This window comes from Perspicuibacillus lycopersici (assembly GCF_025660475.1).
In the GTDB taxonomy this organism is placed as follows: Bacteria; Bacillota; Bacilli; order Bacillales; family Caldibacillaceae; genus Perspicuibacillus; species Perspicuibacillus lycopersici.
Genome location: NZ_JAOUSF010000003.1, coordinates 46,755 through 61,593 on the forward strand (window position 1 = coordinate 46,755; position 14,839 = coordinate 61,593).

16 protein-coding genes and 1 pseudogene are annotated in these 14,839 nt (G+C 35.0%); 7 read left to right on the forward strand and 10 right to left on the reverse strand.

What is annotated here, in order from left to right; all coding sequences use genetic code 11:
- Positions 1-5: 5 nt before the first annotated feature.
- On the reverse strand, positions 6-1,799 hold the full coding sequence (locus OEV98_RS08230) for a glycosyl hydrolase family 18 protein (RefSeq protein ID WP_263072784.1): 1,794 nt from the start codon (positions 1,797-1,799) through the stop codon (positions 6-8).
- Between the two features lie 301 nt (positions 1,800-2,100).
- On the opposite strand from OEV98_RS08230, the gene OEV98_RS08235 reads away from it, so the two are divergent.
- The 3 genes and pseudogenes from OEV98_RS08235 to OEV98_RS17820 form a co-directional block, all read left to right on the forward strand.
- A complete protein-coding gene (locus OEV98_RS08235) occupies positions 2,101-2,319 on the forward strand; it encodes a YppG family protein (RefSeq protein WP_263072785.1) in 219 nt (72 codons plus the stop codon).
- Between the two features lie 156 nt (positions 2,320-2,475).
- On the forward strand, positions 2,476-2,571 hold the full coding sequence (locus OEV98_RS08240; RefSeq protein ID WP_263072786.1) for a YjcZ family sporulation protein: 96 nt from the start codon (positions 2,476-2,478) through the stop codon (positions 2,569-2,571).
- A 110-nt stretch (positions 2,572-2,681) separates the two neighbouring features.
- A pseudogene (locus OEV98_RS17820) lies at positions 2,682-2,759 on the forward strand (YjcZ family sporulation protein); the annotation flags it as partial.
- 173 nt (positions 2,760-2,932) lie between these two features.
- Here OEV98_RS17820 and OEV98_RS08250 read toward each other — a convergent pair.
- Positions 2,933-3,034: a YjcZ family sporulation protein gene (locus tag OEV98_RS08250; RefSeq protein WP_263072788.1), complete on the reverse strand. Its 102-nt coding sequence runs from the start codon at positions 3,032-3,034 to the stop codon at positions 2,933-2,935.
- 309 nt (positions 3,035-3,343) lie between these two features.
- Here OEV98_RS08250 and OEV98_RS08255 point away from each other — a divergent pair, with 309 nt between their 5' ends.
- Complete coding sequence (locus OEV98_RS08255; RefSeq protein WP_263072789.1) at positions 3,344-3,922, forward strand: GNAT family N-acetyltransferase; 579 nt, start codon at positions 3,344-3,346, stop codon at positions 3,920-3,922.
- A gap of 561 nt (positions 3,923-4,483) precedes the next feature.
- On the forward strand, positions 4,484-6,037 hold the full coding sequence (locus OEV98_RS08260) for a BCCT family transporter (RefSeq protein WP_263072790.1): 1,554 nt from the start codon (positions 4,484-4,486) through the stop codon (positions 6,035-6,037).
- A gap of 70 nt (positions 6,038-6,107) precedes the next feature.
- On the opposite strand, the gene OEV98_RS08265 is transcribed toward OEV98_RS08260, so the two are convergent.
- Entirely contained in the window at positions 6,108-6,230 is a 123-nt protein-coding gene (locus OEV98_RS08265; protein ID WP_263072791.1) for a DUF4023 domain-containing protein, read from the reverse strand.
- Between the two features lie 210 nt (positions 6,231-6,440).
- On the opposite strand from OEV98_RS08265, the gene OEV98_RS08270 reads away from it, so the two are divergent.
- Positions 6,441-7,577, forward strand: a complete 1,137-nt coding sequence (locus OEV98_RS08270; RefSeq protein ID WP_263072792.1) for a CAP domain-containing protein — start codon at positions 6,441-6,443, stop codon at positions 7,575-7,577.
- 182 nt (positions 7,578-7,759) lie between these two features.
- Here the strand turns inward: OEV98_RS08270 and OEV98_RS08275 are convergent, their stop codons facing one another.
- The 6 genes from OEV98_RS08275 to OEV98_RS08300 all read right to left on the reverse strand — a co-directional run bounded on the left by OEV98_RS08275 (position 7,760) and on the right by OEV98_RS08300 (position 13,304).
- Positions 7,760-8,605, reverse strand: a complete 846-nt coding sequence (locus OEV98_RS08275) for a DegV family protein (RefSeq protein ID WP_263072794.1) — start codon at positions 8,603-8,605, stop codon at positions 7,760-7,762.
- Between the two features lie 87 nt (positions 8,606-8,692).
- Entirely contained in the window at positions 8,693-9,223 is a 531-nt protein-coding gene (locus OEV98_RS08280) for a mismatch-specific DNA-glycosylase (RefSeq protein WP_263072795.1), read from the reverse strand.
- A 155-nt stretch (positions 9,224-9,378) separates the two neighbouring features.
- Positions 9,379-11,397, reverse strand: a complete 2,019-nt coding sequence (locus OEV98_RS08285) for a prolyl oligopeptidase family serine peptidase (protein ID WP_263072796.1) — start codon at positions 11,395-11,397, stop codon at positions 9,379-9,381.
- A 205-nt stretch (positions 11,398-11,602) separates the two neighbouring features.
- A complete protein-coding gene (locus OEV98_RS08290; RefSeq protein ID WP_263072798.1) occupies positions 11,603-11,845 on the reverse strand; it encodes an indolepyruvate ferredoxin oxidoreductase subunit alpha in 243 nt (80 codons plus the stop codon).
- A 173-nt stretch (positions 11,846-12,018) separates the two neighbouring features.
- Complete coding sequence (locus OEV98_RS08295; protein ID WP_263072799.1) at positions 12,019-12,417, reverse strand: cytosolic protein; 399 nt, start codon at positions 12,415-12,417, stop codon at positions 12,019-12,021.
- A 131-nt stretch (positions 12,418-12,548) separates the two neighbouring features.
- The gene (locus OEV98_RS08300; RefSeq protein WP_263072800.1) at positions 12,549-13,304 is read right to left on the reverse strand and encodes an exodeoxyribonuclease III; all 756 of its coding nucleotides are present in this window, start codon (positions 13,302-13,304) and stop codon (positions 12,549-12,551) included.
- A 278-nt stretch (positions 13,305-13,582) separates the two neighbouring features.
- Between OEV98_RS08300 and OEV98_RS08305 the strand changes: the two genes are divergently transcribed.
- Positions 13,583-14,434: a manganese catalase family protein gene (locus OEV98_RS08305; RefSeq protein WP_263072801.1), complete on the forward strand. Its 852-nt coding sequence runs from the start codon at positions 13,583-13,585 to the stop codon at positions 14,432-14,434.
- 67 nt (positions 14,435-14,501) lie between these two features.
- Here OEV98_RS08305 and OEV98_RS08310 read toward each other — a convergent pair whose 3' ends face one another.
- Positions 14,502-14,636: a hypothetical protein gene (locus OEV98_RS08310; RefSeq protein WP_263072802.1), complete on the reverse strand. Its 135-nt coding sequence runs from the start codon at positions 14,634-14,636 to the stop codon at positions 14,502-14,504.
- Positions 14,637-14,839 lie beyond the last annotated feature (203 nt).

Genomic DNA, 14,839 nt, shown 5'->3' on the forward strand with positions numbered 1-14,839 from the left:
TGAAATTAACTTTCCAAAAAACTAGATGCTCGATTCATCATTGTCGCCATTTGGGCACGTGTTAATTCTCCGGTAGGTTGAAATTCATTTACTTTCATTCCTTTAACAATACCTAACTGATTCATCCGAACAATCGATTCCTTTGACCAACGGTTAGCAGCAACATCTGTGAATGTGGATGCGCTCTTTCCTACATCCTCGGATATTGCCCCTTTTTCTACTAAAATCCGGTCCAATATTACAGCAAATTGTTCACGTGTCAATGGTTCATCCGGTGCAAACTTACCTTCTTCCACCCCTGCCATTAAACCGTATTGACGAACGGTTGCAATTTCTTTACTCGCCCAATGTGATGAATTGACATCCTGAAAGCCAGTAGTTGTACTCGTTACAGGATCCAGCTCTAATGCTCGCGCAATAATTACCGCTGCTTGTGCTCTCGTTAGTTTTTGTTCTGGACCAAATACATTGTTATCTACACCCACCATCCAGCCTTTATTATTGATTTCAATAATATCATTTTTTGCCCAATGGGTATTAATATCACGAAATGGTGTTCCCTCTAGCCATAAATCATAGCTATTCCACATTGCGGGATTTTCTTGCCCTAACGCCCAACTACCAGTTCCCTTTAAATTATATTGATGGACTAAATCAATTTTCGCTTGAATCGATCTTTCATCCTCATACCATACTGTATAATTTCCCGCCGTTAAATTTCGCGAGGATATCCGTGGCTTCGGGTCAGATTCCTTAATAGTAAATGTCGCTTTTACAGATTTTGATGCTTCATCATAGGTAATCTTTCCATTAAAATCTTTGACTAACGTCTCTGCTTCTTTTCTAGAAAGTCCATTACCTCCAACAGACTCTTGATCATTCCAATATCTTCCATAAAATGGCATACCCAGTACAATTTTATTTGGCGGTACTCCTTGATTAATTGCATATTGAATGCTTTTTTCTACCCAATTATAGCTAGCAACTGGCCCAGGATCTCCTCCATAATAGCTTTGATCATAAGCCATCACCATTAAATAATCACTGTACTCTGAAAGCTTTTTATAATCATAGGATCCATGCCATCCTTGTGTCCAACCATATGGATTTGCTGCAACTGCAACCGAAACCTCTTTATCGGCAGGAAGCTTTTCATTTATAAGTCTTACTAAATCTGTGTAATTTGCACGATCTACTTCAGTTACATTTTCTATATCAATATTCACACCGTCCAAATCATACTTGATGATTGTATCGGCAATTTGAGTGGATAATAGTTCGCGATTTTGTAGCGCAGCCCTTCCGACATTGCGGTCCCAATGATTACTTAAAAACGGCGTAATCTTTACATTCCGTGCTTTCATTTCGTTAATAAACGTTGGACTAAATTGGTTTGATATATCTAATGTACCATCAGCATTGATATCAAAATAACTAGGCGACACAGTATCGACTGCCTTCTGTGTTTGATCCACAAAATTAATTTGCTGTGAAGTGGAGCCAAAAAATAAATAAGACATATTAAACTCCGCTGCCTCCACTTGTTTTGGAGAAATAGAGGGAAAAACTAATTGGGATAGTACCATCGAGCCAAGTAGAACTTTTATGGAATTAGCCTTTGTAGCTTTAAGATTTTTTTTGATATACTCGCGAATATGCTTTTCAAAGCTTTTGCTTTTATTCGTTTCTGGTGTCCCTAATTCAGAAGAGAATTCTGTAAGTTGAGGATTAACATATAGTAAAATTGTTGTTTCGCCATTTTTTTCAATCACTTGATGATGAATAATGAGATTATCCAATGAAACGCCCCCTGTTAACTTTTCGAATCGTTCACACTCCATTGTTTCTCAGCCACTATATATTTCTTTGTCCAAATATACTTTTCCTATTTTTTATACTGTCATAGTTTAGTGCTTAAAATGAATTTCATACATAAAATCACAAAATCCCACACCACTATCATCCAATCAACAATAAAAGACAAAATTTTCTTTTCAATGGAAAAATGTCCTAATCACATAGGAGAAAAAAGAATATAGTATAGCAAAATTAACATTCTCCATTTCAATGGTCAAATATTCAGAAAGGAGGAATTTTACCATGTTTTATTTCAATGGCAGACCACCAAGAAGACAACCATATTCACCATTTAACAGCCGCTCCCAGCATCCTACGGCGACACCTTTCATTAGTTTTTTCAAAAACGAGGATGGTCAATGGGACATTGATAAAATTACCAAATCAATAAATCAAGCGAATAAGCTTGTTGGAGAATTAAATCCATTAATCAAGCAATTTTCATCCTTTATTAAAAAATAATTGGTTCGGTTGAATTTAACATCACCAAAAAAACTCTCCTATATTGGGCATTTGTCATTTTTTTTAAAGAATCTTATCAAAATTGGGATAATGTCCATCCCAATTTTGTTCTTTCTTCATATAGTAATAACAAATGACCTAGGAGGTGTTTTTCTAGTGAGTGGAGTAGGCATTGGACACGGCGGAGGATTTGCTCTAATTGTTGTATTGTTTATCCTTTTAATTATTGTTGGAGCAGCCTTTGTTTGGTAATTTGTGAATTAAATATATAGAAGGAGGAATGTTTAATGAGCTGTGGTCATGGATGTGGATATGGTTATCCTAGCTATGGATATGGATATGGAGCACCAGTTGCTGGTGGATTTGCAGGTGGAAGCGCATTTGTATTAATTGTGGTGTTATTCATCCTGTTAATCATCGTTGGAGCTTCTTGGCTCTAATAAAAACGAATAAACAATATGAACAAATGAAAATTCGAGATACAGTTCTCGACTGAACAAAATGTATGAATTGTACAATTGGCTGCCGAAAAACCGGCAGCCTTAATTTTTTTCTAATAAATTGTGACAAAATAAAAGATCCTCAAATGTACTGAGGATCTTAAATCATTTTTTTAATATAATCCGCCACCAATATACGAAGCTCCTACAATAACAAGTAGGATAAACAATACAACAATCAATGCAAAACCTCCACCATATCCTGCACCGCTCATAGAAACACCTCCAATCGTTATTCCTTAATAGTATATGAGTTCTCCTCTAGAGCGTATGGACATTCACCCATTTCTATAAAAATTGGGTGCGAATTGTTTGTTGAAAAAGAAATAACTTACGGAGCTAAAAATATCTGTTAAAGTAATAAATAATGGTATTTCAAAAATGATGAAGTTTTTTGAACAGGCTGTATTCTTCCTATTTATGATTATTTAATGTGCTAGGAAATGGATAGCCTCTACTGTGAAATACAACTATTAAAACTGCTACACATGATCCTTAAAATAATTTATGGAGGTGGAAGTTAAATGGATTTCCCAGTACTCGAAACAGAGAGATTAAGATTAGTAGAAATTGGCAAGGAGCATACTGAATCCTATTTTTCTATCCTTTCTAGAGAGGATGTAACAAAATATTATGGTATGGATAGTTTAATGAGCCTTGAAGATGCAGCTAAAATTATTGCATCCTTTGCTGCCAATTTCAATTGTGAGAGAAGCATTCGTTGGGGTATTGTTTTAAAAGAAAACGATGAATTCATCGGAACGCTTGGCTTAAATAATTTAAATAAGTGGAGCAAAAAAGCCGAAATCGGCTACGAAATACACCCCCACTATTGGCGAAAAGGTTATACATCAGAAGCAGTAAAAGCAGTTTTAGCCTATGCTTTTGAGGAATTATTATTATTCCGAGTTGGTGCAGTAACATTTCCTGCAAATGATTCATCCAATAATTTATTAAAGAAACTTGGGTTCCAACGTGAAGGTTATTTACGTGGTTACCTATATCAAAATCAACAATCCTATGATGCTTTTATTTTTTCTTTATTAGCAACAGAATGGACCAAACGTAAACTATCGATAATGCCCATTCGTTCCAGAAATTAACGATTACATAAAAAAGCATGTTTATCCCGTTGCCTTTTGTGGTAAATTTACAATAGCCTCGGGATATTTTTTCGGCATATTTGCATTCTATACCATCTTTTGTTACCATAAGAAACTATAGGAGGTGAACAATCTAAAAATCTAGAATTCTCAAAATTATGCATGCTTTTCGGTTAGTTAAGCTAATAGAAGGAATTATTTTTCCTACTATCACAATGTCTTCTTTGCAAGAAGAAGGAGTTACTCCCATTAAAGGACAATATTCATAATCACTGATCACACTAATACTGCTCAGGGCTCGCAAGGTATTCGCAGCTTGTGAACAGTCCATAGTGAAGAGACGTCATGATTGTGGTATTACGAAAAATAATTATGTGCTTAACATTTAAAAACCACTGTACCTACACACCTCGTGATAGGTCTATCCTTTTTTCCCTTCATACTTTCGAAACTGTATATAGATAGTCGACCCGTTCGGTTCTTTAAGCTTCGTCATCTATATAGCTTACATTCTTTTTTCAATACTGCGAAAACAAACAAACACACGGAAAGGAAGAGTTGATGAATTTTATTAAAAATAAATTGAATATCGTATTTTGTATTTCTGCTATTACCGTTGCCTTCTTTGTAGTAATTGGGGTATTGTTCCCGACAGCATTTTCTAATGGAGCCAGTGCCGTATACGAATTCACTACGAATTCTTTTGGTTGGTTTTATTTAATGGCGGTCGCATTTATTGTAGTTTTTCTATTTTCGTTAGCCTTTAGCAAATTTGGAAAAATACGCTTAGGCGGCGATAAGCAAAAACCTGATTACTCCATTTTTACTTGGATCTCCATGTTATTTTCCTGTGGACTTGGGATTGGCCTAGTGTTTTATGGAGTTGGTGAACCGATGAGCCATTTTTTCCTCCCTCCTTTTGAAACCATTGAACCATTATCTGAACAAGCTGCAAGAACTGCAATCGGCTATACTTTTTTTCATTATGGGGTAAGCATTTGGGGAATATATGCGATTGTCGGGTTAGTGATGGCATATTTTCAATTTCGCAAACAAAAAAATGGATTAATTTCTACTTCCATTCAACCAATTTTAAAGAAAAAGCGAAATTCCAAACCAATACTAAATACGATTAATATTCTTGCGGTTGTTGCTACCGTTATGGGAGTTGCAACATCACTAGGTATGGGAATATTGCAAACAAATGGCGGATTACATTCGGTATTTGGAATTCCGATGGGAACTGGTGTCCAACTTGCCATTATTGCGGTAATGACTGTATTATTTATCCTTTCTTCATCATCTGGTTTAAATAAAGGAATTAAGTGGCTAAGTAATATTAATATGCTTATTGCTATCGGCCTCATGGTATTTGTATTTTTTACTGGACCAACGGTGTTTATTTTAGAAACCTTTACATTAGGCATTGGTGATTACTTATCCAATTTTATCAATTATACTTTTCGAATGACGCCATATACTGGAAATACTTGGGTTCATGATTGGACGATTTTTTATTGGGCTTGGACAATTGCCTGGAGTCCATTTGTCGGTTCCTTTATCGCTAGAATTTCCCGCGGAAGAACCATTCGAGAATTTGTTCTCGGTGTATTAGTAGCTCCATCGATAATTTCCTTTCTCTGGTTTGCAATTTTTGGTGGAACTGCATTGTACATGGATCTTTTTGAAGGAGCAAATATCGCAGGTGCAGTAAATAACGATATTACGAGTGCTATTTTTACAATGTTCGATAGCCTGCCATTTTCCAGTATCCTTTCAGTAATGGCGATCATTCTCATCTTTACGTTTTTAATTACATCTGCTGATTCTGCTACTTATATACTAAGCAGTATGACGTCACGTGGTAGTTTAAATCCTCCAAAAATAATACGAGTCGTTTGGGGAGTATTGATGAGTTCAATCGCAATGGTTTTACTTGTAACAAGTGGATTTACTGGATTACAAACCGCTTCCCTTGTATCTGCCCTACCATTTACTATTATCATATTATTAATGGCTGCATCACTGTTTAAAGGATTGAAGAAGGAAAAATTAGTGCCAAAAGAAAAACCATCTGAAAAGAAAAAAGCAGCGAAAAAGGAAATCACTGCATAAAACAAAACTATAGAGACTCTTCTTTATCGGATATATATTTCCTGAAAGAAGAGTCTCTATAATTTTTTTATTAATGTTGTTTATTCGGCAATTTTTTTGAAGGATTATTATCCCCTTGATGCTGTTTATTTTTCATGTCTTTCTTTTGCTTTGAATGGATTTCCTCTACAAATTCATGCGTATTTTTTTCCACTTCATAAAACCTCCTATGTTACCAATTTAATGCTAGTATGCCCGTACACGGATATTTACATGTATGGACATCTCAAATGAAAAAGTTCTTTCATTTTTTTCTGCTGTTTGATTACTGTATAATAGGAAGAAAAAATTCATTCAGTTTATAGTGGTGTCTTATTTTCTATTTCAATGGTTAAACTGTTGTTAGAAAGGAGTCGAGGTATTTTTGCGAAAATTATTATTACTGGCAGCGATATTTGTATTATTTTTTTCTGGCGCTGGAAATGCTAGCTCAACAAATTCTGAAAATGCGACCTCTTTCCTTGATCATATTCAATCCGGTATAGCTACTATTAAAGACCATATAGATACTGAGGCAATTATGAATACTATTGCCGATGTTGTTCAAACGATTAATCAAACCTTTGATCGTTTCACTAATAATGGTGAAGAGCAAAATACAAACAATGCTAAAATTGAGAAATTGAATTTAGAAACACCGACAACGCAAATTTTTTCTGTTTCTAATATTGAATTAGGTGATACAAAAGAAAGTGTCATCAAACAATTTGGGAAACCAGACCGTTCCTCTTTAAATGAATATGGTGTCGATTGGGATACGTATCATGATAACTATAAGAACTTTTTTATGGTTATGTATGACGAAAAGGATCACGTAGCAGGACTATATACGAATCAAGCATTGGTATCGTCTACAAATGGTATTACAATTGGAAAATCCACAAAAGATAACGTAATAGCAACAATGGGAGAACCTTTACAAGAAATTCGTAAAGGGTTTGTAATGTATGAGCTCCCTGAAGATCGTGACTATGATATGTTCTCCAAAAATAATAGTTATATTACTATTTTTTATGATAAGCATGAAAATAATTCGGTATCTGCCATTCAATTGATTAGTGAAGAATTAGAGGAACAAAAACAGGATTTTTATACGAAGGCTAGTGATTCATTGATTGAAGGATTTGAATATCAGTTATTTGATTTGACGAATGCTGCACGTGTGGAGCATGGTTTATCTGTCTTAACCTGGGATGAGCATGTCCGCGCAACTGCAAGGAAGCATAGTGAGGATATGGCAGTAAATAATTATTTCGACCATACAAACCTAGAGGGTAAGTCGCCATTTGACCGAATGAAGGATGATAATATCTTCTTCCTTCTTGCAGGAGAAAATTTAGCTTATGGCCAATTTAGTAGTATTTTTGCCCATGAAGGTTTAATGAATTCATTAGGTCATCGAGAAAATATTTTACAAAAGGATTTTGAGTATTTAGGAGTAGGTGTAGCGTTTAATTCTGAAGCACATCCATACTATACAGAAAATTTCTATGCAAAATAATTTTTCACACGAATAAAAGGGCAAGCAAAAAAACATATAATTGCTTGCCCTTTTACTTATTGATTTGTTGTTATTTGTCAGTAGACCGCAGACTAAAATATACCCGCCTCATCTACGGACGAGCGGGAGCACAGCAGTTTAAATTTCATATTTCTTGTCTGTAAATTCTTTAAATACAGCCTTTATTTACGTTTAAAAAGAATTCCTAATGTGTTCGGTCCACAATGACAGGAGATTGTACAGGATGCTTGTGTGATGATAATTTCATCAAAATTTTGATATTGTTGCACAAGCTGTTTTGTATTTTCGATGACCTCTTCCGAACAACCCGAATGGGTGATAAAGATTCGATCCGTCACAATGTCCTCTCTGTCTTTTAATCGGTCAACAACATATTTTTCAATGGACTTTTCAATTTTTCCGCGATATTTTTTTCCAACCTCCATTTTCCCAGCGATTACTTCAATATTAGGTTTAATATTTAGTAGGTTGGCACTAAATGCTGTTAAAGCGGAGCATCTCCCGCCCATTCGTAAGTAATCTAACGTGTCAATAACGAAGCTTGCCTCCACCTTCGGAATGATTTCATTTATTTTACCCACAATTTCCTCTGCAGGCAATCCTTGCTCTGCAAGCTTCGCAGCTTCTATTACAATATGTCCTGTACCAGTAGATAAATTATCGGAATTAATAACAAAAACATTATGAAATTCTTTTGCAGCAATACATGCATTTTGATAGGTACTGGAGAATTGTTGTCCTAAATTAATATGTATTACCGCTTCATAAGAGTTTGCATATCTCCCAAATAAATTGATATACTCCACGATAGGAACAGCGGATGTTTTTGGCAGTTTTCCGGTCTCATTTGCATAGGAATAAATATCCTCTGGCTGAATTTCCACACCATCTTTTAAGGAAATACCATCTTTATTAATATAAAGCGGAATGGTATCAATCGAATACCTTTCCAATAATCCATCGGAAATATCAGCTGTACTATCACATGTGATTTTAATTTTTCTCAAAACGATACACTCCTGTTACTAAAAATAATAATTTCCATTTGACTAATCAAACAGCAATGAAACTTAATACTCCTAAATGAAATAGCGTTATTTTTTATGTAATGCTTTTCGTTCTTCGACTACTTTTTTTAATTGAATATAAATAGATAAAATTTCTGTTTGCTTCATTCGTACAAGCCCGCTTGAGGATGGTGCAACAAAATCAATGACATTTTCTATTACTGATTCCGCTTGTCTTCCCCAATCTACTGCCATCTTACCGCTATATTGTTGATAAACACCTTTTCCAACGAAACATACTACTAAAGGAGAATAATATTCTATTTTTTGCTTTAATAGAATTCTCCCCTGTTGATATTCTTCCTTTGTAATTTCATCAGCCGCTTTTGTTGGCCGCGAAACTATATTCGTTAGCCCATAGCCTAATTCTAACAGCTTCGCATCCTCTTCTGGTGCATATTTTCGAGGCGTTAAACCAGATTCAAATAAAAGCTTCCAAAAACGATTATTTGGATTCGCATAATGGTGACCTAATTCACCAGATTTCAAGCTTGGATTAAAACCAACAAATATAATATCAAGATTATGTTTTAAATGATCGCTAATGGATGTTAACATAATTTACCCTCATTTATTGAAACGTTTATGAAAATATTATATATTGTTCGTCTCCGTTTGACAAAGATTGCGTTTTTCGTATCCTTGCTTTCGAAAATTAATAGAACACTGCTTCTTTTTAGCAGTGTTCTACTAGTCTATTTTACACTATATTTCTAACATAATTCTTTATCTAAAAAGGCAAAGAAGTCTACCCATTCATCAATGATTTTCGAAGTTGGTTTACCATGTCCATGTCCCGCCTTTGATTCTAATCGCAATAAAACTTTAGAATTCGGATTTGCCTTTTCCAACAATGTTGCAGCAAATTTTTTCGCATGAGCTGGAACCACGCGGTCATCACTTTCCGCAGTAGCAATTAATACTGGTGGATAAAGTACACCTTCCTTTATATTATGCAGTGGGGAGTATGCATAAAGAAATTGAAAATGCTCTGGAATACTTGGATCACCATATTCTGGAATCCAGTATCGTCCAACGGTAAATTTATGATAACGGAGCATATCAATTACTGGAACACGACATATAACTGCACCAAATAAATCTGGTCTTTGCACCATCGATGCAGCGACTAGTAATCCACCATTAGAGCCACCCATAATGGAAAGTTTCCCTTTTCGTGTATAGTTATTATCGATTAACCATTCTCCTGCAGAACTGAAATCATCAAATACATTTTGCTTATTTTCTAACATTCCCCCACGGTGCCATTCTTCTCCATATTCTGTACCACCACGAAGATTTGCAACAGCATATACGCCCCCTTTTTCTAGCCAACGTAAATAGGCAGGGCTAAAGGCTGGAGTCATATTAATATTGAAGCCACCGTAGCCATAAAGAATAACCGGATTTTCCCCGTTTAAGACAATATCCTTTTTACATGTAATAAACATTGGAACCTTTGTACCATCCTTGGAAGGATAAAACACTTGTCTCGTTTCATATAGACTTGGGTCAAAGTTTAATTCGGATTGGGCAAATACCGATAATTCATCTTTTTCGACTTCATAATGATATACGACTGTTGGTGTTAAAAATGACGTTAACCCAAAATATATTTCCGAATCTGTTACATTACCTGTAATATTCGTTAATGAACCAATCACTGGTAGCTTGATTTCCCGCAAGTATTCCCCATCTATTCCATATAAATGCAGTTGATGATGGGCATCTTGTAAATAAGCAATAACAAATTTTCCAGCGATATATTTTATTCCATCTAATAAATTATTTTGCTCTGGAACTACTTCTTGAAAGGCTAATTCCGTTTGCTCAATATTTAATGAGACAATTCTACCATTTGGAGCTTGTAAATTTGTTTGGAAATAAAATAACTCCCCTTCATTTGTAACATATTCATACGAAGCGTCCAATTCGTCTAGTAAATATACGAACGGACTATTATCTGCAAGTTTTTTTACATAAAACGCATTTTCTGTTGCAGTACCTAGATGAACGTTTAAACAAAGATAGTTCTCATCATCACTAATAAACGGATAAAACATGAGTTCTTTATTCGTTGGATGTGCAAATACTAACTGATCTTCACTCTGTGGTGTATTTAATTTATGGAAGTATACTTTGTTATATTTGCTTTCATCCTCTGGAGCAACCGTTCCTGGCTCAGGAAGTTTGCTATAGTAAAAACCTGATTCATCTGGTAGCCAAGCAATACTTGTAAATTTCACCCATTCAATTTTATCTTCTAAATCTTTTTTCGTAGTTAAATCTTTCACAAGTATATTTTGCCAATCGCTACCGTGAACAGATACTGCATATGCCATATAGTTTGCATGTTTACTAATGGAATAATTTGATAATGCAACAGTACCATCATCACTTAATAAATTGGGATCTAATACAATAGATTCCTCTCCGTCGACAAATTGATACAGAATTGCTTGGTTTTGTAAGCCATCATTTTTTTGATAGAATAATATGTTTTTCACCTTTTTAGGTACGAAGTGTTTTGGATAATCCCATAAATCTGTTAACCGTTTCCGATCCTCCTCTGCATTAGGTGAGTGGCTAAAGTATTCTGCACTTTTCCGATTTTGCTCCTCACTCCAAGCAATCGTTTCTTTTGATGTAGCATCTTCTAACCAACGATACGGATCTGCCACTTTTGTCCCATGAAAATCTTCTACAATATTACTTTTATGTATTATTTTCAAAACCAAGGCCTCCTTCATAATCTACATTCCTTTACTTATTTCGACATTCTAAATTAAAATCCTTCAAAAAAATCGGAATATTTATTCTGAGGATTGTTACCTTTTATCAAATATCTTCTCATATTCGCAACATTTTTTTAGAATAACGGCAAATAAAAAATCCCTTCACTTTTCAATGAAGGAAATATCATATGTTTTAAAGTAATTATTCATATGTTTCGAAAAATTTTTTCGCTTTTGCTAAATAATCTTCCTCTCCACTCGGTAAATCCTCTTCATAATATATTGCTTCCACAGGGCACACACCTTCACATGCACCACAGTCTATACAAAGATCTGGATCAATGTAAAATTGATCTTTCCCTTCTTTAATACAATCGACTGGACAAACCTCTACACAATCAGCTGCCTTTTCATTTAGACATGGAGACGTAATTACAAATGCCATCGTTCCCACCTGCTTTCTTAATATGACTTCTTTTTCTATCATATTAAGTAATCATTTGAAGTATGATTGCAGACTATATATTTATCCCGAAACGTCCAGAAATAGAAAAATATTTTTTAGTAATTACAAAGGAAGAGCCAACTTGTATAAGTGGCTCTTCCTTGTTGTTTCTTTTATGGATTCACATCTTCTCCTGCTTCGACGATGTGAAATAGTAAATGTGCCAAATGATGAACTGGACCATACGCTTCCTCTTCTCCATCATCACTATCCTCATCAAAATACATTTGACTCATAAATAATGACATCATGTCGTAAAAGTCCTTTAATTCAAATGCATATATATCGGAAGGATCGTCTTGATCCTCTTCATATCGTAATGCGTAATAGGATTCCTTTCCTTCGTGATTTTCTGCGTCAACAAATACAAAAAATCCAAGGTTCGTATCTAATTCAAATAATTGTCTTGTTCCTCCAGCCGCTTGGTCATCAAACTCTGCCTCAGATAATTTCATTACATTCATTTGATCGACCCGGTCTTCTTGATGAAAATGCACTGTAAAAGATTTCATTCTTTTTCCTCCAAAATGTTGAATCGTATATTATCCAATGACAGGATTCCCAATTTCTCATGCAATTATAAGTACAAATGATCACCTTGCAGGAAAAAGCAGCTACTTTTCATTGAACAGATTCTATCTTATTATACATCCATTGTTAATACTACTGGACAATGATCACTTCCCATTACATGTGCATGAATTTCAGCATCCTGTAATAGTGGCTTTAAACGGTCAGAGGTAATAAAATAATCAATCCGCCAACCAATATTTCGTTCACGTACCTTATTCATGTAGGACCACCAAGTATAGCAATCCGTTTTATCAGGATAAAAATGACGGAAGCTATCAATGAATCCTGCATTTAATAGTGTCGTCATTTTCCCGCGTTCTTCATCGGTAAAACCGGAATTACCGACATTGGACTTAGCATTTTTCAAATCCATTTCTTGATGAGCAACATTCAAGTCCCCACAATATACAATCGGCTTTTTCTGATCAAGCTCAATTAAATACTGTTTTAATCGATCCTCCCATGCCAACCGGAATGGTAGTCTTGCTAAATCTCTTTGGGAATTAGGCGTGTACACATTCACTAAATAAAATTTTTCAAATTCCATTGTGATAATACGTCCTTCCGGATCAATTTCATCGGGTTCCATTCCGTAACTTACAGAAAGCGGTGCAAATTTAGTAAAAACTGCTGTACCAGAATAACCTTTCTTTTGTGCATAATTCCAAAACTGATGGTAGCCATTTAGTTCTAATTCAATTTGCCCCTCTTGCAGTTTTGTTTCTTGAACACAAAAAATGTCTGCAGCTACTTCTTGAAAATAATCAAGAAATCCCTTTTTCACACACGCCCTAAGGCCATTAACATTCCAACTAATTAACTTCATAACGCTTCTCCTATCTATGAAAATCATCTATTGAAGACAAAGGAATTATTTATTCTTATTTTCTTATTCTACCATACTATTTATTTTTTTATCGTATGAAAGATTACTTGATGGGAAACTTTAGAAATCTACTATTGTTTAAAATTTAAAATAACGATGGACAGTATTACAAAAAAATAAATAAATGTCCTAACCATGATATATGCACCACTTGTTGCCTAGAAGAATACGTTAGTTTTGGAGGGCTATATCCTAATTAAAAAGAAAGGAATGGTTGCATGTTTTATCATGTAAAGGAATTACAGTATCACGCTAAGCCTGAACGTCCAGATCCGATATTTGCGAAAAAGCTACAAGAGGTACTAGGTGGACAGTTCGGTGAAATTTCCGTTGCCTTACAATATTTATTTCAAGGATGGAATACCCGTGGAGATGGAAAGTATCGTGATTTAATATTAGATACAGGTACAGAAGAATTAGCACATATTGAAATGCTGGCGACTATGATAGCTAGACTGCTAGATGGAGCGCCAGTTGGAGATGTAGAAACAGCAGCAAAGGATCCGATTGTTGGCGCTATTTTAGGAGGAATGAATCCTCAGCATGTAATTGTTTCAGGATTAGGTGCTATGCCAGCAGACAGTGTTGGAAACCGTTGGACAGCAGATTATATTGTTGCTAGTGGAAATTTATTAGCAGATTTTCGTGCTAACTTAAATGCAGAATCGCAAGGACGTCTTCAAGTTGCCAGACTATATTACGAAACGAATGATCCTGGTGTCCGAGATATGCTATCGTGGCTTTTAGCACGTGATACGATGCATCAAAATCAATGGTATGCAGCAATTTGTGAGCTTGAAGAAAAAGAAAATATTGTAGTCCCAAGTAATTTCCCAAGACATTTAGAAAAGCAGGAGGTATCTTATACATTATTTAATTTCTCGAAAGGAAACGCTAGTGCACAGGGACGCTGGGCACATGGTCCAAGTATGGATGGATTAGGTCAATTTAATTATGTAGCTAATCCACCTGCCTTTGGTGAAAAGCCGAAATTAGCTCCTGCTCCACCGCACATCTTCAATACATTACCACAAGTGATGCGGGAAGATATTCCACCAAGTCTAAAATAAAGAAGCCAGCTTTTCGCTGGCTTCTTTATTTAGATACTTATAGGTTGTTTGCGATGATTATTACTTTTTATCGTTTTTCCATTGTGTACTGGTCAAGTAATGCATCAATATCGATTCGTTCTGTGCAAGTATCATTAGTATCAGATGAAAGACTAGCTGTTTCGTCTAATAATTTGTTAATATCGACGAGCTTATCGTTCATGTCAAGCCTCCGATTCCTATGATTTTTTGAAACTTAAATAATCTATTGTTAGCATAATATGTTAAATTTTCTAATAATATTATACCCTATTTTTTTATGACTCAAACCTTTTAAACTATAAAATATTAGCATGAGCTTGCAAAACTATTTCTCGATAGCTACTGTCTACTGCCTACACGTAATTGAGTACTCCTTTCTTCTAT

Coding starts and splice junctions, on each gene's coding strand:
- OEV98_RS08255 (WP_263072789.1), top strand. CDS start 3,344: ATGGATTTCCCAGTACTCGAAACAGAGAGATTAAGATTAGTAGAAATT.
- OEV98_RS08305 (WP_263072801.1), top strand. CDS start 13,583: ATGTTTTATCATGTAAAGGAATTACAGTATCACGCTAAGCCTGAACGT.
- OEV98_RS08250 (WP_263072788.1), bottom strand. CDS start 3,034: ATGAGCGGTGCAGGATATGGTGGAGGTTTTGCATTGATTGTTGTATTG.
- OEV98_RS08300 (WP_263072800.1), bottom strand. CDS start 13,304: ATGAAGTTAATTAGTTGGAATGTTAATGGCCTTAGGGCGTGTGTGAAA.
- OEV98_RS08260 (WP_263072790.1), top strand. CDS start 4,484: ATGAATTTTATTAAAAATAAATTGAATATCGTATTTTGTATTTCTGCT.
- OEV98_RS08295 (WP_263072799.1), bottom strand. CDS start 12,417: ATGAAATCTTTTACAGTGCATTTTCATCAAGAAGACCGGGTCGATCAA.
- OEV98_RS08280 (WP_263072795.1), bottom strand. CDS start 9,223: ATGTTAACATCCATTAGCGATCATTTAAAACATAATCTTGATATTATA.
- OEV98_RS08310 (WP_263072802.1), bottom strand. CDS start 14,636: ATGAACGATAAGCTCGTCGATATTAACAAATTATTAGACGAAACAGCT.
- OEV98_RS08235 (WP_263072785.1), top strand. CDS start 2,101: ATGTTTTATTTCAATGGCAGACCACCAAGAAGACAACCATATTCACCA.
- OEV98_RS08290 (WP_263072798.1), bottom strand. CDS start 11,845: ATGGCATTTGTAATTACGTCTCCATGTCTAAATGAAAAGGCAGCTGAT.